Source organism: Mesorhizobium sp. WSM4841, from assembly GCF_055811515.1.
In genome coordinates this window covers 204,414-226,038 of sequence record NZ_JBVVQC010000008.1, presented here as the reverse complement: position 1 = coordinate 226,038, position 21,625 = coordinate 204,414, and the positions used below count along the sequence as shown (strand labels likewise).

Sequence of the window (21,625 nt, the reverse complement as noted above, 5' to 3'; positions counted from 1 at the left end):
GCCTTTGATCGCTTTCGAAGCTGTCACTTGCTTCGAGCAGTGTCCCTCCGACACTTGCTCCGAGATCCCTCCAGTGCTCGAATTGTTGTTGCATGACGGAGCGCCTGTCGCGCGCTGATAGACATGCCGGCGCAGATGACTTTTGTTTGAATCGAAACCTGAAGATGCCGTGGCCGCCGATTATCGGCCGCCAAGGGCGCACAGGCTGTGAGAGCCGACTTGCACCTCTGCATCTCAACGTCCCGAAAGTTCTCCCACGGTGCGTACCATTCCGCCATTTCCGGTTCTGGACGGTCCGCCTGAGCTTTAAGCTAGGTCATAAAGCTAGGTCACAGACCTCCACGGTCAACCGTCACCTCATACTAAACGTCAGAAGCGCTTCGGCCATGCACAACGGCCATTGCTGCTCCGATCGCTGTCGAACGGCCGCTCCTGGCGCATCCTTGGTTTGTAGCAGGATCGCCGTCCACGACAGGCCCTGCGTCGACAGCACCGTCATGCCCCGCGACTTGGCTTCCTCGACACGCGATGATTCAAGATCGGGAAGGACATCGAGTTCGCCGGCAAACAGCGCGGTCTCCGCCGCCGCCGTGTCGGCAATGACCATGAAGCGCACCTTGTCGACATAGGCCTCACGGGTCGCCTCGTTTACATCGCGCACGATAGCGGCGCGTGCGCGTGGCCCATCTGGGCTTCGATCGCATCGGACACCGTTAGCTCAAGGTCAGCCGGGCGGCACGACAAACGACATCGTGATGCCGTGCAGGTTGACTCGATTGTCTGCTTGCCTAACTAGGATCTCGGGGCTCAGCGCAAATCACCACAGTCGGTATGATATCTTCCCGCATCCGAACGCTTGTCCTTGTTGTTGTTCTCTTGGCCGGCAGTTCCATCGTGTCGTCCTGCGTCGCCCCTGACGACACGTCGAACCTCCCAAAGGAAGACGCCACAACGGCGGCAGCCCGCAAAGAGATGGTCGGTCTCAGCGAGGCGGACGTTCGAATGTGCGCCGGCTTTCCGACTGCCACCGCCGATGCGGGCGGAAGCCAGATCTGGACCTATCAGCGTACCGTTCAACGCGGCAACCTCAACGTCGTGATTCCAACTTTGGCCGTGGGTGCGATCCCGACGGTTGGAGGAACGCTCAATGTCGATCCTGGCGGCTATTGCAACACCCAAATCCGAATGGTCGATGGCCGTGTTGCCGAGGTTGCCTACGCCGGCGACAACAACACGCCGAACCACCGCGATACGCTCTGCGTCAGCACGGTAGACGGCTGCGTGGCATATGCCCGCCAGCGCCATCAAGTCAGGACAGGAGCCATTTCCAGGTAATCGGGCTGGTGGCGCAATCCAGGCCTGCACCGTTCGTTCCCATTTCAGGCAGACGTTCTATATTCCGAACAGTCGCCAGAGACCGACCGCACTCCCCGCCGATCAGCCATGCGAAGGCGGTCGCCCGGAACCGTTCTTGTGGTCGGGAGTACAGGGGGTCGGAAGGACAGGGATGGCAAACGAATGATCATCACCCGCAGGACATTCGTGAAGGCTGCCGCCGCTTCCGGAGCGGCTCTGGTGTTGCCGGGAACCGCGCCCGGCGCGCCGCCTGCGCCGGTGATGCGGGCCGTGCCCTCCTCGGGAGAGATGCTTCCCGCAGTGGGGCTGGGCACCTGGATCACCTTCAATGTCGGCGACGATCCGGTGCTACGCGACGAGTGCGCCGAGGTGATCGCGGCCTTCTTTGCGGCAGGCGGCCGCATGATCGATTCCTCGCCCATGTACGGCTCTTCGCAGCCCGTGATCGGCTATGGCCTCGAGAAGCTCGGCCGGCCCGAAGCGCTGTTTTCCGCCGACAAGGTCTGGACCTCCTCCGCCGCCGACGGACCCGCGCAGATCGAGCAGTCGCGCCGTTTCTGGGGTGTGCCGCGCTTCGACCTCGTTCAGGTCCATAACCTCGTCGCCTGGGAGACGCATCTCGAAACCCTGTTCGCCATGAAGGCGGACGGGCGGATCCGCTATGTCGGCATCACGACGTCCGAAGGACGACGGCACGACCTGTTCGAACAAATCATGCGCGCGCATCCGCTCGACTTCGTGCAGTTCACCTATAACGTCGTCGACCGCGAGGCGGAGGAACGGCTCCTGCCGCTGGCGGCCGAGCGCGGGATGGCCGTCATCGTCAACCGGCCGTTTCGCCAGGGCGCGCTGACGCGCCAGCTCCAAGGGGAGACGCTGCCGGCTTGGGCGGCCGAGATCAGTGCCGGGACCTGGGCGCAGTTCATTTTGACGTTCATTCTTTCGCATCCCTCCGTCACCGTCGCCATCCCCGCCACCACCCGCGTCGACCATGTGCGCGAGAACGTGATGGCGGCGACCGGTCCCCTCCCCGACGCGGCCATGCGCGAGCGGATGGCGGCTTACGTCCAGGACCTCTAAGCAGGCATTCGTGGGCTGGCCCACGAATGCCTGCTTTGATTCTGTTGTTTGTCGCAGGTTCTTGTCGCAAAACCGTGGGACACTTTGCGGAACCTGCTTAGATGTCGGAATGGTGGACCTACCGTCTGGAAGATTTCCTGCTCTTCTCGCCACGCGTCTACTGGCGCATGTTCGGGTTGGCCAATGCCGCGTTCTGGCCGCTGCATCTCCTGACGCTCGCCGCCGGCCTCGCCATCGTCCTGCTCGTGCTGCGGCGGCCGCCTGGCCATGGTCTCTGGATTGCGCTCGTCCTCGCCGCGCTCTTTGCCTTCGTCGGCTGGTCCTTCCTGTGGAGCCGCTATGCCGCGATCAACTGGGCGATCGCCTATGTCGCGCCGGCCTTCGGCCTGCAGGCGCTGCTGCTGGCGATCGGCGGTGCCGCACGCGGCGGCCTCGCCTTCGACCGGCGGGACATCGCAGGGCGGCTCGGGCTGCTGATCGCGGTCGTTGGCCTCGTCGTTTATCCCCTCCTGCCGCCGCTCTTCGGGCGGCCATGGTCGAGCGCCGAGGTCTTCGGCATCGCGCCGGACCCGACGGCGATCGTAGCGCTCGGCGTCCTGCTTGCAGCGAGCGGCGGGCTTGTGCCGCTGCTGTTTGCGATCCCGCTGCTGTGGCTGCTGCTCAGCGGCCTGACGCTTCATGCCATGGGCGATCCACAAGCCTGGCTGCCGCTTCTGGCAGCGGCCATCACTGTCGCTGCCTTGGCCCTGCGCCGCATTGCTCGGTGATGCGGCGGCGCGTTCGGCATTTGCCTCGTCGGCGCTCTCAGCGCGCCGCCCACACCAGGCCACGACGAAATATTGTTCGCATCTGCGCCACCTCGAACTCCTTGGCGATATGGCCGAGCGCCGAATAGAACACTCTTCCCTTGCCGTGCCGGCGCTTCCAGACGACCGGCATGACCACGCCTTCTATCCAGGAGGCGTGCTCGCCGGAGAAGGTGGTGGTCGCCAGCACCTCGTTCGATGGGTCCACATGCATGTAGTACTGTTCGGAGCGGTACGAGAAATCGTCGATGCCGTTCATGATCGGATCGTCGCGCTTGGTGATGTCAACCCGGTAGTCGATGATGTTGCCCGGGTGGGCCACCCACTGGCCGCCGCACATGAACTGGTATTCCGTGGCTTCACGAAAGGCATCGCACATGCCGCCGTGATAGCCGCCCAGGCCGACACCGCCCTCGACCGCCTTTGTCAGGTTGAGCTCCTCGTTCTTCGCAAGCTTGGCCATCGTGTAGATTGGGACGATCAGACTCAAATCGGCGATCGCGGGGTCGGCGAATATCTCGGTCGTGGTTTCGACGCGCACGCCAAACCCTTCTTCTTCGAGCATCGCCTTGACGACGCGCGCACCTTCTTCCGGCTCGTGTCCATCCCAGCCGCCCCATACGATCAACGCTTGCCGCATGTTCTTCTCCGTCAGTTGGTTGTATCGCCAAACGAGCCTTCGGCGGCAAGTGCGGCCGGCCGAACCGGTCAAGCAACCGGGCGCTTTGCTAGCAGCAGCCCACATCCAAGCACGATCATAGCGCCGCCCGAGCCTTCACGAAGCCGGCGAATGAGATGCGGACGGGACGCCGCGCCATCGCGAAGTCTTCCGGCTGCAAACGCCACGACAATATCGGCGAGCGTGTTAAGAGCAACCGAGACGGCGCCGAGGATCACGAACTGCAGGGCAACGTGATCCGACGATGTAACGACAAACTGGGGAATGAAGGCGAGGAAGAATGCGGCCGTCTTCGGGTTCATCGCTTCCACAAGAACGCCATCCCTGAAGGCCCGCATCGCGCCGACGGGCGGCTCTGAATGACCCAGCGACTTGTAGCCGAGCCTGGCATGGCGAATGGTTCGGTATCCCATCCAGACCAGATAGAGCGCGCCGACCACCTTGAGTGCCGTGAACAATTCGGCGCTTGCCAGCACGATCGCCGAGACGCCAAGACTGCCGGCTAAGACATGAAACAGCCCGCCGAGACCATTGCCAAGGCTCGAAGCGATTCCTTCAGAGCGGCCGCCGGAAAGAGTTCGGGCGGCGACATAGAAAATCCCCGGACCCGGAGTAATCGCCAGAAGGAATGCCGTGAACAGGTAGACGGTGAAGGCGTTGGAATTCAGCATGGAAATGTCCTGATGAAAGACTGTCTATCGAAGTTCAATACAAACTTTGGAACCAGTGGAGAAAACCGCATCGAGATGGTCGAGAGCGGCGGCGACGCGCTGCCGTGCCTGGTCCCTCAGTGGGAGGACGGGGCGTGGCGGATCGACGTCGCAGAGGTTCAGAAGCTTGGCGACGACGTACATCACCCTAAAACTGCCGAATTCCTGGAACAGCGCCCAAAGCGGTCCGAAGGCGGCGTCAAATCGCTCGACGGTGGCGGCGTCCCCGGATTGCGCCGCTCGCGTCAGGGCCAGAGCCTGTGACGGCAGAAGTCCTGCGACGACGGAATACCAGGCGTCGCTCCCGGCGAGCAGCGCAGGCGCCCCGCCCCAGTCGCCGCTGTAGCCGATCTTGAATGCCGACCCGGTCGCAGACCGGAGGGAGGCGAGTTCGGAAGCGAAGTCACATCCGGACGGCAAAGGCATCTTCACGGCTTCAATGTTCGCCACCTTCGACAAGCGGGAAATGAGGTCCAGGCTGAAAGTGAACTTGGTTGTGCCGGGATTGTTGTAGATGCAAAGCGGGAGCTGCCCCGCGTCGGCGACTGCGGCGAAGTGTTCGAAGACCTCGTCGTCAAAGAGCGGTGTATAGGAAACCGGAGCGAGCAGCAGGCCGTCGGCGCCCGCAGCCTTCGCGTCACGGGCAAGGTCCACCGCATCGCTGGTCCGGATCGCTCCGACGCCGACCATAACCGGGATTTTGCCGCCGACCGTGTCCATCGCCGTTTCGACCGCGCGTCGACGCTCTTCTCGCGTGAGGAAAGCGTAGGCGCCGGTACTGCCGAGCAGTCCGATGGAGTCCGCTCTCGCCTCCTCGATGTGCTTCAGAAGGCGCGCGAGGGCGGCGGTATCGAGCCTGCCGGAAGCGTCCGCCGGGGTGATCGGGAATGCCGAAAGGCCTTGGAAGATAGACATGAAAGAACCCTTCAGATGCGGGTCAGGAGAAGCTTCAGCCCGGCAAATCCGAAGAATACGGCCAGCGTGCCTTCGATCCAGTGCCGCGCCCGCCGATACAGGCGGATCATGGGAGCGGTCGAAAAGACGATCGCGTAGCCGCAGAAGATGGTGACGCTCAGAACCGCGCAGCCTGCGAGGATCACGAGTACCGTATACGGCGACGACCCAGAGCCGAGCCCCAGCGTCATCAGTGCGATCCATGCAAGGATCGATTTCGGATTGGTGAGATGCATTAGCAGTCCGCGCTTGTAGAGAGTGGCCGCCGTCGCCTTCCGTTCGTTCGTCGGGCGAAGCTGATCCTTGTCTGAAGAAAGCGCAGCCTTGCCCGCTTTGAAGGCGAGATAGAGAAGATATAGGCCTCCGAGCACCTGCAGGACCACGAGTGCCTGCGCGTATCGACTGAGGATCGCCGAGACACCTGTCGCGGCCATCAGGCCCCAAAAGATCGAGCCGCTGACTACGCCAGACGCGATTGCCAGCGCGGCCCTGCGGCCGTCATTCATGGCGACGGCCATGATGCGCATATTGCTCGGGCCGGGACTACCGGCAGCGATGACGTAGGCGGTAAAGACGATGATGAATTGGTCGGCCAGCATTTTACTTCTTCGGAAGGTGCAAACTGGCATCATCAATACCCGTCCAACTGGCCCTGACCAAGAGCCACTTTTAGATAAAAGATGCTGGTCCAGTTGCCCTCAGGCCTTTGCCTGACTGAGTTTTCCCGGTAATGTCTGGATCAACGAAACGTCTTCATTTGGGTAATCACGATGGTCCAGTTGCCACCCCGCAAGCAGAATTCGTCGTCGGGACTGGGCGCGCGCGGGATCTATGAGAACCTGCGGGAACAGATCGTGGCGGAGGTATACGGCCGCGGAGACGTGCTTCCGTCGGCTCGTGCACTGGCGGTCGAGCTTGGCGTCTCACGAACGACTGTGACGTCCGCTTACGAACAGCTCGCCGCCGAGGGGTTCGTGGTCATTCGACATGGCGCTCGGCCACGGGTGGCCATCAAGATCGCGCACAGCGAGCCGGGAGAAGTCCTTCATACAGCCGCAGAGCCACACAGCCTCTCCGCTTTCGGGGAAAGGCTTCGATCCCGAGCCATTCCGATGCGGGTTCCGTCGGAGAGGCTCGTCGCCGACTTCCGCTACGGCGACATGTCGGCCTTTGACTTCCCGACCCTTGCCTGGCGGAAGGGCATGAACGATGCTGCGCTGGGACGGCCGCCCAAGCTATCCTATGGCGAGCCCTGTGGCTTGATCCGCCTGCGTACCGCCCTGCAGGGTTATCTATGGCGAGCGCGGAGCATCAGGTGCGAGGTGGGCGAGATCGTCATCGTCAACGGCTCTCAGCAGGGACTAGATCTCTGCGCCCGGCTCCTTCTCGATGAGGGCGACGGGTTCGCCATCGAAGAGCCCTGCTATCCGATGGCACGGAGCGTCTTCGAGATGACAGGGGCCATCGCTGCCCCGGTGGAGGTTGACGCCGAAGGCATCAGAGCGGACTTGTTGGCGGATGTTGGCGCGCGGCTGGCTTACGTCACGCCCTCACATCAGTTTCCATTGGGAAGCGTAATGTCCATGGGGCGACGCCAGCAACTGCTAAGATGGGCGGAAGAGAAGAGGGCCTACATCGTCGAGGACGACTACGACAGCGAATATCGATTCGACATGAACCCCATACCGCCGCTTCGCGCGCTTGGAGGCGCGTCGAACGTCATCTATATTGGTACGGTTTCGAAGACACTGTCGCCGACGCTCCGGATCGGCTACCTCGTCATCCCGCGCGAGTTGCAGGAGGTTTTTGCCCAGGCCAAGCGCCTGACGGACAGGCATGCGCCCATCCTCGAACAGGAGGCGCTTGCGACCCTGATGGAATCCGGCGTCTACGAAAGCCACGTGCGCAAGGCCCGTCGTCAAAATGCCCGCCGACGTGTAGCGCTCCTCGACGCTCTGCAGGCTGAATTCCGGGATCTCGTTCGGGTCGAAGGCGCGGAGGCCGGTCTGCACGTCGTCGTCTGGTTCGGCGACATGCCGCCCTCTATGGCGACATCATTCATCGAGAGAGCCGCCTCGCTCGGAGTCGGCATCTACTCCATATCACCGCACTATTTCGATCAGACATTGGATCGGAGGTGCCTCGGCTTGGTGATGGGATACGCAAGTCTTACCGAAAGCCAAATCTACAGAGGACTAAAGCTCCTTCAACGCGCTTACGAGGACGCAATAAGCTGCTGCGACGTGAGCATTGCGGTCAGGTAGGCCAGTGGATCGACACCATTAAGCTTGCAGGTTTCGACGAGCGCGGCGATGGTGGCCCAGTCTTTTGCTCCAGTGTCGTGCCCCGCAAACAGCGCGTTTTTCCGGTTGAGTTCTATTGGCCGGGCCGCTATCCCGATGCCGACGGCAAGCCTGTGGACCACACTCTCAACCGGCCAGGTGCTTTCGCCGGAGCTCGACGACTACCGCAATATTCCCTGCCGCATCATCGCCTCAGGCGGGACGCACAAACGTGCCATTCTTGTAGCTGTGGCGCGGGCCGGGTTGGCGACGGTCGTCGTAACGGATGCTGACAGCGCAAAAACCATGCTTGAGCGCCGCTAGTGGTAGAAATCTGGCGCTTGGTACCCGATACGGATTACCTGTTCCGACCCGTTGCGGAAGTTCGTTCGCCCGTGCCGAATTCACGCCCATTGACCCAGCGGTGACCTCCACCGTCCGCGTTGCGAATGACCGCAATGCGCCCAATTTCGGTCGTTCAGATCCACATTATTGAATCCTGAAAGCTGCCACTCATGTGCAGAACAAGCCAAGAGCGAGATTGGGTGGATTTCGGTCAGGCAGCTTTCGAGAAACATCCAGCAAAAGAAGCTGTTCAGGCGACATGCGTAATGTCATCATCTGATCCTCTGCCGACCTTGCGGTCCGACCCTGTCGAGGTAGGTTTCGGCTGGAAAGCAGACGGTCGTGCTCAGGGAGAGTAGAAGCATCGAACCGCGGATAAATCATTTCCTTGCAACCTGCGTGTTGCATAGCCGTTGCATGCAAACAGGCAACACTTTCAGCGGAGGAGAACATGGCCCGACAAGAAGGTCCCGGAGTCCCTGCTCCGTCTATGAGCGAACCCATTGGCGACTTCGATGTGGTTTCGGAAGATGAATGGAACGCTGCCCGCGAGAAGCTGCTCGCGGAGGAAAAGGCCCTGATGAAAACCAAGGATCGTCTGGTCGCCAAGCGCAGACTCCTTCCGGTGACCGAAGTTGACCGCAATTACAAATTCATAGGCACGAATGGTGATAGGGATCTGCTGGGGCTGTTCGAAGGACGACGACAGCTTGTCGTCTATCGTTTCTTCTATGCGCCCGATGTCGAGAATTGGCCGGATGGGGCGTGCAGCGGTTGCTCGATGTTTGCTGACACCGTCGTTCATCCTGCCCATCTTGCAGCACGCGACACGACCCTCGCCTTCGTCACTGCTGCTCCTATCGACAAGATCGAGAGCCTGCGCGAACGGATGGGATGGAACCACATCCCGTTCTATTCGCTGCCCGACGAGCGGTTCTCTCGGGATTTCGGTGTTGAAGAACTATTCGGCATCAACGTCTTCATTCGGCGCGGTGAACGTATTTTCCGCACCTACTTTCTGAACGGACGCGGCATTGAGGAAATAGGTCCCGTCTGGTCATTTCTCGACATGACGCTGTTAGGTCGGCAGGAGACTTGGCAGGAGGTGCCGCCCGGGCGTCCTCAGGGCGATCCCTACACGTGGTGGCGTCTTCACGACAACTACGGCCCAGTCGCTGCTCCCAACCCTCCGCAACCGAAGGGAGACGCATGAGTTGGGCGAGCCTCTGAACGCATTGCAAAACGTCAGCGGCGTTTCTCGGGACCGATTTCGACGAATTTCCAAGGGCCTATGCCATAAACAGCGCGGTGGGTGCGGACTGCAGCATCAACGTCGCGCACAACGAGGTCTGCTTCGGGCTGCGGCCAAGGCACTCGCTTTGGCCGACGTGGGTCGGAACCTGCCATTGGCGTGTAGCTGGACGAACGGCACCTATCGCTGGTTCTGATCCAATAGCCGTCAGACCGTTTTCGGCCCCGATTGAGACGTAGAACGCTCCATCGCCGTGTAATCCGAGACGTTCGTCCCGGCCGGCTCGGTCGCGCCATTTACGGACCTGTACAGATCGCTGCGCCAACGTCGGCTTGCCGCGCCAATTCCGGACATGGGGTGCGCAGGCGCGGCTCGCCTGCCAAAAAGCGCCAAACGGGTACCGCAAAGGCGCAGGTTCGGTTTATCGAACCGTTTCCGAGCCACTCCTGATGCTCGGGGCGGCGCGCCAGCGGGATTTCGTATGGCACGTAGCGCTGAACATGATACTTTAGGCTCCTCTGAATAACCCGGATTTCCCTCATGGAGCGCCGGCTCACTGCGATCCTCGCCGCCGACGTGGTTGGCTACAGCCGCCTCATGGGGCTGGATGAGGCCGGTACGCTGTCGGCGCTAAAGACGCACCGGCGCGAGATGGCGGACGCCAAGATCGCCGAGCATCAGGGCCACATTGTCAAGGTCACCGGCGACGGTATGCTGGTCGAATTCCCGAGCGTGGTGAATGCAGTTGCCTGCGCCGCAGATATCCAGCGCAGGATGCGCCAGCGCAACGTCGACGTGCCGGAGGACCACCGCATCGAATTTCGCATCGGCATCCATCTCGGCGACATCATCTTCGAGGACAACGACATCTATGGCGATGGCGTCAACATCGCGGCGCGCATCGAGAGCATCGCCAGGCCCGGCGGCGTCGCCGTGTCCGGCTCTGTGCGAGACCATATCGGCAACCGGCTCGATCTGACCTTCGAGGACACTGGCGAGCAGACGCTGAAGAACATTGATCGACCGGTCCGCGTTTACAACGTCAACCTCTTCGCCGACGCGCCGTGGCTGCACGCCGCAGCCGGCACGGAACGAGCCAAGACAAGATTCTCGCGACGCGGCTTCATTCTTGCTGCACTCGTTCTCGTTGCGGCAGCGATCGGCGTATACTACGGCGCGGAAATATGGCGGGCCGCTCCGGTTCGTTCGAGCGACATGCCGAGGATTGCGGTCCTTCCCTTCGACGACTTCAGTACCGGCGCGGACAAGGGATATCTCAGCGATGCCGTCGCCGAGGGGATCATCACCGAGCTTGCTCGGAGCAAGACTTATGCCGTCATCGCCCGGAACTCGAGCTTCAGGTACCGCGGCCACCCGGTTGACGCTAGGCAGATCGGAGATGAACTCGGCGTCGACTACCTCCTCGAAGGCAGCCAGCAGAAGATCGGAGACCAGCTAAAAGTGACTGCCCAGTTGCTGAATGCGCATGACGGATCGCATGTCTGGGCCAACACTTACAACCGCGAAATTGCCGATCTTTTCGTCGTCCAGGAGGAGATCATCCGCACGCTTGCGGATAGGGTCGGGCGCAGGATCGAGCGCCCCCTGCCAAAGAGCGACGCCGCGCAGGTCAGCGCGCTCCGCTATGTCCTGATGGGGTTTGCCGAGAACGAAAAGGATTTCTCCGCCGCGGGGAACGCGCTGCTACGGCAGTTCAGCCTCAAGGCGATCGAAGCGGATCCGAACGCCCAGTTCGGCTATATCGGGATGGCCTGGCACTATCGCAATGACGCGGTTTTCTGGCACAAGCAGGAAAATAACCCCGACGAGGCGTTGAAGCGCGCCGCCGAATACGCCGACAAGGCCATTCTGCTCGCTCCGGACGATGCCAACGCGCATCATGTCCGCGCCAGAATTCATACCGAAGCCGGAGAGATCGATCAGGCCATTGCGCGGTACGATCAGGCGATCGCCCTGAATCCCAGCGACTCGAATATCCTCGTCGGCAGTGCGGCCCCGCTGATCTTTGCCGGCCGAATCGACGAAGCTATCGATCGGATCAAGCAGGCTATGGGCATCGATCCTTTCCACCCTGACTGGCTCCACTGGGACATGGGCTGGGCGCTCTACGAAAAGAACGATTGCGGGGCCGCGCTGACGGCGATGCGGAAAATGTCCAGAATCCCGAGCGGCGCACACCGAATGCTTGCCGGGATCCACGCCTGTCTGGGAAACCAGCGGGAGGCAAAGGAAGCACTTGCGGTTTTCCTCAAAGACTCGCCCGGCGACTCCATCAGCAAACAACGCAAGCAGTGGGAGAAGAATTACACCACCCCCGGAGCCCTTGAGCGCTGGATCGGACACATGCGGTTCGCGGGCTTGCCGGAGTGAACGGCTGTCCGAGCGCGACCCCGCAGAAGACCGACTGGGCCGCTACGTTGAAGCAATTGTGTTATGAGCGCTGGATGCCCTCAAAGGGATCATCCTTCGCAAGGAATATTGGGTGCGGAAGGTCGGCAGAGGGGCCGCCTTGCGTCATAGTGCGCTCGCACCCGAACTTCTGGAACGGGTCAGCTCACGACGATGACAACGCCGACCTGAATGTCAGCAATCAACGATCTGCAGCCGGAAGCTGCCAGTCCGCTGACGGCCCCCGAATGCGACGTTAGAGTATCTGCTCGGCAATGACCGTTCTTGGCGCGAACAACCTGTTCCGGCATACGGCTCATACGGCAAGTTTCCACCCTGAGCGGCCCCACCGCCGTTCAGGCTCGGAACTCTTTGCAATCACAATTCCCAAGAGAACACCGAGCACGCCGCCAAGCATCATCGCCGAAGAAATTGTGCCTGGGTTCTGCTGGACAGTTTCAGTCACGGTGTGCGCCTGGCTACGCAATTGCCGGGCTGCGCGCGAGGCCCGTTCGGCGGCGCTGTCGTACCAGCCCTGTGCCTCCTCGGCGCGGTCGGAAAGGGTCCGATTTATCTTGGTGATTTCGCGGCGAAGCTCAGCGATCTGCTTCTTCATCGCCTCCTGGGCTTCGTTTGTCGCCTTTGAGGCGCCTGCCATACTGGTGGTTTCGGCCATTGGATTTCTCCCTTGGTGATCAGATCTCCCTTAGGCAATCAGACAGGGGAAACGGTCGCGGACGCGCAGGGTTCCTTGCCCTGGCAAACCGCGCGATGATTGCGTTATCAAGCATTCCCTTTTGTGCGCGCGTGGCGGGCAATGATGCTCTCCTCGTCGGTCGCGACGACGCGTATTTCAACCTTGCTGTCCGGCCGGCTAATGATCTCAGCATGAGAGGCATTGGATGGCTCGTCGATCGCCACGCCAAGCCAATGAAGCCTTTCGCATATGGCCTTGCGGACCGGCGCCGAGCGCTCGCCAATGCCGGCGGTGAACACGAGGCATTCGAGGCCGCCCAACGTGTTGGCGAGCGAGGCAGCTTCCCTTGCGGCCCGGAAAGCAAAAAGGTCTACCGCTTCGCGGGCGTGGCGATCGTCGCTCGCTTCCAGCGTGCGCATGTCGCCCGAGATGCCGGATACTCCGAGCAGCCCGGATTCCTCATAGAGCATGTGCTGCAGAGCCTCCCCCGCGATGCCTCTCTCCAGCACGAAGTACAAAAGCACGCCCGGATCGATGGCGCCGCAACGCGTGCCCATGACCAGGCCGTCGAGGGCGGAAAAGCCCATCGTCGTATCGACGCTTCTCCCGTTGCGCATGGCGCACAGGCTCGCTCCACTGCCGAGATGGGCGACGATCGTGCGCTTCGCTGCAAGAGCGGGCGATATCTCCTTGAGCCGCCCGGCGATATATTCGTAGGAAAGACCATGAAACCCGTAGCGGCGGATCCCTTCCGCATCGTATTTGCGCGGCAGTGCGAAGCGGCTCACGATCGAATCGATGGTCTGATGGTAGGCTGTGTCGAAGCAGCCGACCTGCGGCAGATCCGGCCGCATCGCTGCAAGTGTCCGGATCGGCGCGAGACTGCCAGGCTGGTGCAGCGGAGCAAGCGGCGTCAGCCTGTCCAAGCCCTCGATCACGGCAGGCGTCAGACGGACGGGTTCGACGAACTCGCGCCCGCCATGCACGATGCGATGGCCGGCGGCGATTAGTTTCCTGCCGCCAAGTTCGCTCTCGATCCAATCGAGCAACGCGTCGATGCCCGCGTTGCGCGCGTCTCCGGCAAGCGGTCGATCACACTGCACTGTTCCATCGGCCGCCTTCGCGCTGAGCCTCGGCGCATCGCCCAGATCCAGCTTGCCACGCGAGACAAGTTGCAGTTCCGCGGAGGTTTCAAGGTCGTATAGTCCGAACTTGATGCTGGAGGAGCCGGCGTTCAGTGCAAGAATTGCGTGTCGCATCAATCGCCGGCCTTCGTCGCGCTGTTCTCCGGCCAGTTCCACTCCTGAATCTCGGGCATGTCTTCGCCGTACTCGCGGACATAGGCCCTATGTTCCACAAGCTTCGCTTGAAGTTCGGCAGCAAGGCCTTTCGCACGTTCGGCGAGCCCAGGTACGTGTTTGATCGCGGCGAGCGCCAGGTGAAAACGGTCAAGTTCATTGAGTACGACCATGTCGAACGGCGTCGTGGTGGTGCCTTCTTCGCGAAAACCATGCACATGCATGTTGTCATGGTTGGCGCGTCGGTAGGTCAGGCGATGGATGAGGTAGGGATAGCCGTGATAGGCGAAGATGACTGGCTTGGTTTTCGTGAACAGAGCGTCGAAATCCTCATCGGCGAGACCATGCGGATGCTTTGAATTCGACTGCAGCGTCATCAGGTCGACCACGTTGACGACGCGAACCTTCAGGTCCGGAAGCGCGGAACGCAAAATGTCGGTGGCAGCGAGCGTCTCCAGTGTCGGCACGTCGCCGGCGCATGCCATGACCACATCCGGGTCCTCGCCCTTCGCAACCGTCCCGGCCCATTCCCAGGCCCCCGCCCCCGCCCTGCAGTGCGCTTCTGCGTCTTCGACGGACAGCCATTGCGGCGCTGGCTGCTTGCCGGCGGTGATCACGTTGATGCGGTTGTAGGTTTTCAGGCAATGCTCGGTGATCCAGAGCAGCGTGTTGGCATCCGGCGGGAAATAGAGCCTGACCGTATCGGCCTTCTTGTTGGCGACGAAATCGGCAAAGCCCGGATCCTGGTGGCTGAAGCCGTTGTGATCCTGCCGCCAGACATGGGAGGTCAGCAGGTAATTGAGTGAGGCGATCGGCTTGCGCCAGGCAAGCTCACGGGATGTCTTCAGCCATTTGGCATGCTGGTTGACCATGGAATCGACGATGTGGATGAACGCCTCGTAGCATGAGAACAGGCCATGGCGGCCGGTCAGCAGGTAGCCCTCCAGCCAACCCTGGCAAAGATGCTCGCTGAGCACTTCCATGACGCGGCCGTCACGGGAGAGGTGGACGTCATAGGGCTCGATCCGCTGCATCCAGACCCGGTTCGTGACCTCGAAGACGTCGTCAAGGCGGTTGGAGGATGTCTCATCCGGCCCCATCAGCCGGAAATTCCTGGCATCCGCATTCAGGCGCATGACGTCGCGGAGATAGCTTCCGAGAATCCGCGTCGCCTCGGCCTTGGCGCCACCCGGACGTGGCACATCGAGCGCCAAGCTTCTCCAATCGGGAAGCACGAGGTCGCGCTTCAGCAATCCGCCATTGGCATAGGGGGTTGAGCCCATGCGCTTGGGCCCGGTTGGCGCAAGCATCGCCAGCTCTGGAAGCAGACGCCCGCTTTTGTCGAACAGCTTTTCCGGTTCGTAGCTTCGCATCCAGTCTTCGAGGATCTTGCGGTGTCCTTCGTTGCCGCGAGCGTTCGACACCGGCACTTGATGCGAGCGCCAGAAATCCTCGACCTTCTTGCCGTCGACCTCCTTCGGTCCCGTCCACCCCTTCGGGCTGCGCAGCACGATCATCGGCCACAGCGGGCGCTCTCCCTGCCAGCCCGAAGCACGGGCTCGCTTTTGGATGAAACGGATTCTGTCCAGCGCGGTGTCCAGCTTGGTGGCCATCATCCGATGCATGGGAACTGGCTCGTGACCTTCGACGAAAAATGGTTCGTAGCCATAGCCGGCGAACAGGCTTCGCAATTCCACGTCATCCATGCGGGCAAGGATCGTCGGGTTGGCGATCTTGTAGCCGTTGAGATGCAGGATCGGCAGCACGGCGCCGTCGGATGCCGGGTTGAGGAACTTGTTGGAGTGCCAAGCCGCCGCGAGCGGACCGGTCTCCGCTTCGCCGTCGCCAACGACGCAGGCGACCACCAGATCAGGATTGTCGAAGGCCGCGCCGAAAGCATGGACCAGCGCATATCCCAGTTCTCCGCCTTCATGGATCGAGCCGGGCGTTTCCGGAGCAGCGTGGCTTGGCACCCCGCCAGGGAAGGAGAATTGCCGGAAGAGTTTTCTCAGGCCGTCTTCGCCCTGGCCGATTTCGGGATAGATCTCGCTGTAGGTGCCCTCGAGCCACGCGTTCGCGACCATCGCCGGGCCGCCATGACCTGGGCCGCAGATAAACAGAATATCGAGACCGCGTTCACGGATGACGCGGTTCAGGTGGACATAGATGAAGTTGAGGCCAGGTGTCGTGCCCCAATGGCCAAGCAGCCGCGGCTTGACGTGTTCGGCCTTCAGCGGCTCGCGCAGCAGCGGATTGTCGAGCAGATAGATCTGGCCAACCGAAATGTAGTTCGCGGCGCGCCAATAGCGGTCCATGAGATTGACCTGATCAATGCCTGTTGGCTGCGCGGTGGTCCGAGCCTCGTCGTTCATCGAAACGTCTCCAGAATGCGTTCGCCCGTCGATATCTGGAGTGCGATCGCCCCGGAGAAAGGATTTTCACGGAAATAAGTTCGGCTGGGGCCGCCATTTGCGCCCGCCAATCGCTCTTTTGCAGGAACCTGGAAGCTCGCCAACGGTTAAGGAGACGAGCCGCCGAAACGAGATCAAGCGCTGCCGAGCCGAGCGCACGCTGATCGAGGGATTGTCGCCGGGGAGCCGTTAGGCACGATTGGGGGACAATCAGTGCGGAGGACCGCCAGCCAGCAAAAGGAGCAAAAGATGCTCGATCTTTCCGATGCACGCAACCGAATGGTCGAGGTCCATCTCAGCCGCCGTGGCATCCATGACCGCGAGGTGCTGGAAGCGATGCGTGAGGTTCCGCGCGAGGCTTTCGTCGCTCCCGGCTTTGAAGAATTCGCCTACGAGGATGGGCCGCTGCCGATTGCCGAGGGTCAGACGATATCGCAGCCCTACATCGTCGCCTTGATGATCGAGATGGCAGAGATCGGACCGGGCGACCATGTCCTGGAGGTTGGCACCGGCTCAGGGTACGCGGCTGCCGTGATGAGCCGGATCGTCGAACACGTTTACACGATCGAACGCCACGCCGGGTTGGCGGAAACGGCGAAACAGCGGTTCGAAGAGCTTGGCTATGACAATATCGAAGTCCGCACCGGCGATGGCACCAAAGGCTGGCCCGACGCAGCGCCCTTCGACGCCATTCTGGTCGCAGCCGGCGGACCCGGTGCGCCGCTTGCCCTTCAGGAACAGCTCGACGTCGGCGGCAGGCTCGTCATCCCGGTCGGCGACGAACCGCATGATCAGCGCCTTCTCAAGGTCACCCGAACGGGCGCTGCAACTTACAGCGAGGAGGATTTCGGCGGCGTGCGGTTTGTCCCGCTCATCGGCGAGCAGGGCTGGCCCGAGAGCGGCAACCGTATCGCGGATCGTCCGTCCGGACGCGCGCGCACGCGCAGCCTGCCGGAGATGATCGCGGCGGCGGCCGAACCGCTGCCGGGCTTCGACGATCCGGCGTTCGGCGAATTGTTCGACCGGTTTGGCGACCGGCGCGTCGTCCTGCTCGGTGAAGCGAGCCACGGCACGTCGGAGTTCTACCGAGCCCGCGCGGCGATCACCCGCAGGCTCATCGAGAAGCACGGCTTCACCATCGTCGCAGTCGAGGCCGACTGGCCCGATGCAGCGGCGATCGACCGCTACGTCCGCCATCGGCCGCCGCGGGCCAACGCCGATCCGCCGTTCCAGCGGTTTCCCACCTGGATGTGGCGCAATACGGACGTCGCGGCGTTCGTCGACTGGATGCGACAACACAATGAGCGCATCAGGATATCGTCCCGACTGGCGGGGTTCTATGGCCTCGATATCTACAATATGAGCGGATCGATCGCCGCGGTTCTGCAATATCTCGACAGGGTCGATCCGCAGGCAGCCAAGATCGCACGTGAACGCTATGGCTGCCTGACGCCTTGGCAACATGAACCATCCACCTACGGCCGTGTCGCGCTCACCTCCGGCTACCAGAAATGCGAGCAGGCCGTGCTCGAACAGTGCCGCGAACTGCTTGCCAGGCAGCTCGACTATGCGCAGCAGGACGGCGTCGATTTTCTGGATGCCACCCAGAATGCCCGGCTGATCGCTTCCGCGGAACGCTACTACCGGATCATGTACTATGGTGTCGCGCAGTCGTGGAACCTGCGCGACACCCATATGTTCGAGACACTCGAGCATCTGCTGGAAGCTCGCGGGCCTAACGCCAAAGCGGTCGTGTGGGCGCATAATTCCCATATCGGGGATGCCCGCTATACCGAAATGGGGATTGTCAGGGACGAAGTGAACATCGGCCAGCTCTGCCGCCAACGCTTCGGCGACGAGGCAGCCTCGATCGGGCTCAGTACGCATTCCGGGACAGTGGCCGCGGCCTCCGACTGGGACAGCGAGATGGAAATCAAGCGGGTGCGGCCTTCCCATAGCGATAGCTACGAACGGCTTTGCCATGATTGCGGCGTCTCGCGTTTCCTGCTCGACATCAAGCGCGACGACGATCTTCGCGATCGGCTTCTGGAGCGTCGACTGGAGCGCTTCATCGGCGTGATCTATCGGCCGGAAACCGAACTGCGCAGCCATTACGCGGATGCCTCACTTTCCCAGCAGTTTGACGCGTTCGTCTGGTTTGACGAAACCGTCGCGGTGACGCCGCTTGGGCCGGAGCATGTGGGAACGGGCGTTCCCGACACCTATCCGTTCGGGCTCTAATGCATGTCGTGCAAAAGTGTGCAGCGGTTTTGCGATAACGACATGCATAAAACAACAAACTAAAGCGCGTCGCGTGAGGCCGGTCAAATGCGGCGCGCTTTAGCCGCCTCTCGGACAAGGCCGCGTCAAGGTGAGTTTCGGCGGAACATTCATCGCGCCCTGCTGTTTCTAAAACAGGACCCTTTTCGAAGGAGTTGTGCCATGAGCGGAACCAAACATCCAAAGTGGAAAAAGCCTAGCGATGCCGATCTGAGGAACAATCCCGGTATCGGGACCTCGAAGGGCACGATCAAGGAAGGCGACGAACTCGTACTCGAAGGCGAAAACACCATCGAAGGCGATGTCGAGAACGACACCAACGCCCTTGGCGGGATCAATCCAAGGCAAAAGATGCGGACGAACAAGTAGCGTCGCTGTGCTTCCCCTCCTGCTATTCACTCCCAGCAAAAAATGTCGCGGCGACAGCAATTGAGACCAGGCTCAGCATCGCCAGGCCTGCCCTGGCGACGTGCGAGGCTTCCCAGACGTCGCGCAAGTCTCGCCAGTCGCCGCTTTGCTCCCGACGGAGCGTTGAAAAAAACGTCGCGGCTGGTTTCGACACAACGACATCCTCCAGCCAGAAATTGTTGACGGGATGCGTTACCAGCCAATAGGTCGCATGCTCCGCCACCAAGAAGACAAGGGCCGCCAAGGTCCACCAGAATCGAGCGCCTGGATAAGGCGTGAGGTAAAGCAGGATGGCGAGTGCAATGATGCCGCCGATCTCGGCAAACCCGCCGATCGTGAAGCCGGGATAGTAGATCGCCTGCACAGATTTGTAGGTCGCCTCCTTGAGGCGCAACTTGCCGGGCAACTCCAACGCGTGCGCGAGCGAGAGCGCCATTGTGATTGCGACCAGAAGAAGGGTGACAATCATGAACGCGCGCATGCTGTTGCTCCCTGAACCGTCCTGGTAATACGCGGCGTAGATAGCGTGCTCGCCGACACGGTAAAGGCGACGAAGGTGGAGCCGCCGCTCCATTTTTCAACACCGCTGGCATTGAGCCCCACCGCAACGGCAGGGAACCATCGTTCGGCGCGATGGTTGTCACCCTGGATGATCCTCCTCCGAGGAAATCCCGCTGCGAACGACCCACGTCCACGCCGGGGTCGACAGCAAAAACGAGCTACTCATGGGCGCCGGTGCTGTTGAATTGGAAACACATTGGCGCCGAGGAGATGTGAAGCAAGCTTCGGGGAGTGTCCATGACCGATCCTGATCCTGATCCGAACAATCCCGTGCCGATACCGGATAATCCCAATCCTGAGCCTGCCCGGCCGCCTGCTCCGCCGGAAACTCCGCCGGATGAACCTCCGGGCGTTCCTCCGCCTTCTCCTGATCCCGTTCCCAGCCCGCAGAGGCAGCCCGTCGAAATTCCTCCCGAGACACCATCCGAAATTCCCACGGAACCGACCTTCCCGGGTCCGACGGCCAGAGCATTGGACCCAAAAGCGGAAATCGGCTAGGAGGCCGTCGCCGGCCATCCCGGTTTTGGTCATTCGCCGATTTGGCTGGTCGAACGTTCGTTGAGCGTCCCGCCCGTTTGTGCATCGATCGCCGCCAGGCTGACCTCATAGCCCCACAGGCGACGGATATGGCGCAGTGTCGCGTCGCGACTGGCCTCCTCCAGCACGATGCCGTCCTTCACCTTGTGCTCCAGTCGCAACTGTCGGTCGCCGAGCAGATCGACATCCACCACCTGGATATCCGGCCGGCTCGCGCCGATGTCGTAGCTTTGGGCGAGCCCGGCGCGTATTTTTTCGTAGCCACGCTCATTGTGTATCGACGCAACTTCGTAATGCGGTTCGCTGGCGGCATCGGCGAGGATAAAGAACCGCCACTTCCGCATCAGAGCGGGGCTCAGATACTGGCGGATGAAAGATTCGTCGCGATGGTTCGCCCATGCGTAGAGCAGGGTTTCGCGCCAATTGCCGTTGCCGGCGATATCGGGGAACCAGTCACGATCCTCGGCGGTCGGCTCAGTCGATATGCGCTGGATGTCCTGCATCATGTCGAGGCCCAGGGCATAGGGATTGATGCCGGAAAAACGCGGGTCGTCGAAGCCCGGCTGAAAGATCACGTTCGAATGGTTGCGCAGGATTTCCAGCATCGCGCCTTCGGTGATCAGACCGCGATCGAACAGCATGTTCATGAGTGTGTAGTGCACAAACGTGGCGCAACCTTCGTTCATCACCTGCGTCTGCCGCTGCGGATAGAAGTATTGCGCGACGACGCGGACGATCCTGATGATTTCACGTTGCCAAGGCTCCAGGGCCAGGCTGTTTTTTTCCAGGAAGTAGAGCAGGTTTTCCTCGGGCAGGTTGAGCGTTTTCTTCCGCTCCGCCATGCCGAGGTCCGTTTCGCTGGCCTTGGTCCCGTCCTTCGATCGCGGGAGTGTGCGCCACAGGTCATTGTAGGAACGCTCTTCGTACTCCAGGCGCTCGCGAACGCCTTCACGCTGCCGCTCCGACGACAGCTTCGGCGGCCGATGGTATCTGAACACGCCCTGTTCCATCAGCGCGTGGGCCGAGTCGAGGATCGCCTCCACCGCGGCCACACCGTGCCGCTCCTCGCAACGGGCAATGTAACCCTTGGCGAAATCGAGATAGCTCAGGATCGCGCTGGCGTCCGTCCACTGCCGGAACAGATGATTGTTCTTGAAGAAATGATTATGGCCAAGCGCTGCATGAGCTGTCACCAGGGCCTGCAGGGCCATGGTGTTTTCCTCCATCAGGTAGACGATGCAAGGATTGGAATTGATGACCAGTTCATAGGCGAGCCCCCGCCCGCCTTTGCGATAGAGCAATTCCTGGTAGAGGAAATGCTTGCCGAAAGACCAGTGGCGATACATCAGCGGCATGCCGACCGAGGAATAGGCGTCGAGCATCTGCTGGGACGAGATGATCTCCATCTGCACCGGATAGACGTCGAGGTGAAGCTCTTCGATCGCGATCGCCTCGATTGCTTCGTAGGCGCGCGACAGTGTCTTGAAATCCCAGTCGGACCCTGAAAAGAGCAAACCGGATTTGCTGGTTTGGCTGGATTTGCTGGCCTGGTTCGCCATC

General features: G+C 61.3%; 18 protein-coding genes and 2 pseudogenes. 9 read left to right on the top strand and 11 right to left on the bottom strand.

What is annotated here, in order from left to right:
- Positions 1 to 352: 352 nt before the first annotated feature.
- Positions 353 to 661, bottom strand: a complete 309-nt coding sequence (locus tag AC0L14_RS12795; RefSeq protein ID WP_473749699.1) for a hypothetical protein — start codon at positions 659 to 661, stop codon at positions 353 to 355.
- A 215-nt stretch (positions 662 to 876) separates the two neighbouring features.
- On the opposite strand from AC0L14_RS12795, the gene AC0L14_RS12790 reads away from it, so the two are divergent.
- The 3 genes from AC0L14_RS12790 (at position 877) to AC0L14_RS12780 (ending at position 3,203) form a co-directional block, all read left to right on the top strand.
- Complete coding sequence (locus tag AC0L14_RS12790; RefSeq protein ID WP_473749697.1) at positions 877 to 1,335, top strand: hypothetical protein; 459 nt, start codon at positions 877 to 879, stop codon at positions 1,333 to 1,335.
- Between the two features lie 183 nt (positions 1,336 to 1,518).
- A complete protein-coding gene (locus tag AC0L14_RS12785; protein WP_473749696.1) occupies positions 1,519 to 2,436 on the top strand; it encodes an aldo/keto reductase in 918 nt (305 codons plus the stop codon).
- A 101-nt stretch (positions 2,437 to 2,537) separates the two neighbouring features.
- Positions 2,538 to 3,203 (top strand): DUF6064 family protein, encoded by a 666-nt coding sequence (locus tag AC0L14_RS12780; protein ID WP_473749694.1) that lies wholly within the window; start codon positions 2,538 to 2,540, stop codon positions 3,201 to 3,203.
- 37 nt (positions 3,204 to 3,240) lie between these two features.
- Here the strand turns inward: AC0L14_RS12780 and AC0L14_RS12775 are convergent, their stop codons facing one another.
- From AC0L14_RS12775 to AC0L14_RS12760, 4 genes are all read right to left on the bottom strand, one after another.
- Positions 3,241 to 3,882 carry a ThuA domain-containing protein gene (locus tag AC0L14_RS12775; RefSeq protein ID WP_473485566.1) on the bottom strand — a complete coding sequence of 214 codons (642 nt, stop codon included), beginning with the start codon at positions 3,880 to 3,882 and terminating at the stop codon, positions 3,241 to 3,243.
- A 68-nt stretch (positions 3,883 to 3,950) separates the two neighbouring features.
- Complete coding sequence (locus AC0L14_RS12770; RefSeq protein WP_473485565.1) at positions 3,951 to 4,592, bottom strand: LysE family translocator; 642 nt, start codon at positions 4,590 to 4,592, stop codon at positions 3,951 to 3,953.
- A gap of 24 nt (positions 4,593 to 4,616) precedes the next feature.
- The gene (locus AC0L14_RS12765; protein WP_473526890.1) at positions 4,617 to 5,546 is read right to left on the bottom strand and encodes a dihydrodipicolinate synthase family protein; all 930 of its coding nucleotides are present in this window, start codon (positions 5,544 to 5,546) and stop codon (positions 4,617 to 4,619) included.
- A gap of 11 nt (positions 5,547 to 5,557) precedes the next feature.
- Entirely contained in the window at positions 5,558 to 6,184 is a 627-nt protein-coding gene (locus tag AC0L14_RS12760) for a LysE family translocator (RefSeq protein WP_473749692.1), read from the bottom strand.
- A gap of 171 nt (positions 6,185 to 6,355) precedes the next feature.
- Between AC0L14_RS12760 and pdxR the strand changes: the two genes are divergently transcribed.
- Positions 6,356 to 7,849, top strand: a complete 1,494-nt coding sequence (gene pdxR, locus AC0L14_RS12755; protein ID WP_473749691.1) for a MocR-like pyridoxine biosynthesis transcription factor PdxR — start codon at positions 6,356 to 6,358, stop codon at positions 7,847 to 7,849.
- Here the strand turns inward: pdxR and AC0L14_RS12750 are convergent.
- Positions 7,801 to 7,971, bottom strand: a pseudogene (locus tag AC0L14_RS12750) (transposase domain-containing protein); the annotation flags it as partial. The gene pdxR and the pseudogene AC0L14_RS12750 overlap by 49 nt on opposite strands.
- Between AC0L14_RS12750 and AC0L14_RS12745 the strand changes: the two are divergent.
- The 3 genes and pseudogenes from AC0L14_RS12745 to AC0L14_RS12735 form a co-directional block, all read left to right on the top strand.
- Positions 7,972 to 8,191, top strand: a pseudogene (locus tag AC0L14_RS12745) (sugar-binding domain-containing protein); the annotation flags it as partial. It abuts the pseudogene before it with no gap.
- Between the two features lie 511 nt (positions 8,192 to 8,702).
- Positions 8,703 to 9,425, top strand: coding sequence for a DUF899 family protein (locus AC0L14_RS12740; protein ID WP_473749690.1), 723 nt, complete (start codon positions 8,703 to 8,705; stop codon positions 9,423 to 9,425).
- A gap of 579 nt (positions 9,426 to 10,004) precedes the next feature.
- Positions 10,005 to 11,855, top strand: coding sequence for an adenylate/guanylate cyclase domain-containing protein (locus AC0L14_RS12735; RefSeq protein ID WP_473749688.1), 1,851 nt, complete (start codon positions 10,005 to 10,007; stop codon positions 11,853 to 11,855).
- A gap of 334 nt (positions 11,856 to 12,189) precedes the next feature.
- Here the strand turns inward: AC0L14_RS12735 and AC0L14_RS12730 are convergent, their stop codons facing one another.
- From AC0L14_RS12730 to AC0L14_RS12720, 3 genes are all read right to left on the bottom strand, one after another.
- A complete protein-coding gene (locus tag AC0L14_RS12730) occupies positions 12,190 to 12,549 on the bottom strand; it encodes a hypothetical protein (protein WP_473749687.1) in 360 nt (119 codons plus the stop codon).
- Between the two features lie 107 nt (positions 12,550 to 12,656).
- A complete protein-coding gene (locus tag AC0L14_RS12725; protein ID WP_473749686.1) occupies positions 12,657 to 13,829 on the bottom strand; it encodes an acetate/propionate family kinase in 1,173 nt (390 codons plus the stop codon).
- Positions 13,829 to 16,240: a phosphoketolase family protein gene (locus AC0L14_RS12720; RefSeq protein ID WP_473749684.1), complete on the bottom strand. Its 2,412-nt coding sequence runs from the start codon at positions 16,238 to 16,240 to the stop codon at positions 13,829 to 13,831. Before AC0L14_RS12720 ends, AC0L14_RS12725 begins: the two co-directional genes overlap by 1 nt.
- Positions 16,241 to 16,528: 288 nt before the next feature.
- Between AC0L14_RS12720 and AC0L14_RS12715 the strand changes: the two genes are divergently transcribed.
- Positions 16,529 to 18,520: a protein-L-isoaspartate(D-aspartate) O-methyltransferase gene (locus AC0L14_RS12715; RefSeq protein ID WP_473749683.1), complete on the top strand. Its 1,992-nt coding sequence runs from the start codon at positions 16,529 to 16,531 to the stop codon at positions 18,518 to 18,520.
- Between the two features lie 201 nt (positions 18,521 to 18,721).
- Complete coding sequence (locus AC0L14_RS12710; protein WP_027151394.1) at positions 18,722 to 18,928, top strand: hypothetical protein; 207 nt, start codon at positions 18,722 to 18,724, stop codon at positions 18,926 to 18,928.
- A 22-nt stretch (positions 18,929 to 18,950) separates the two neighbouring features.
- Here the strand turns inward: AC0L14_RS12710 and AC0L14_RS12705 are convergent, their stop codons facing one another.
- Entirely contained in the window at positions 18,951 to 19,541 is a 591-nt protein-coding gene (locus AC0L14_RS12705; protein WP_473749682.1) for a DUF1772 domain-containing protein, read from the bottom strand.
- A 514-nt stretch (positions 19,542 to 20,055) separates the two neighbouring features.
- Positions 20,056 to 21,624, bottom strand: coding sequence for a SpoVR family protein (locus AC0L14_RS12700; protein WP_123148193.1), 1,569 nt, complete (start codon positions 21,622 to 21,624; stop codon positions 20,056 to 20,058).
- Position 21,625: the final 1 nt, after the last annotated feature.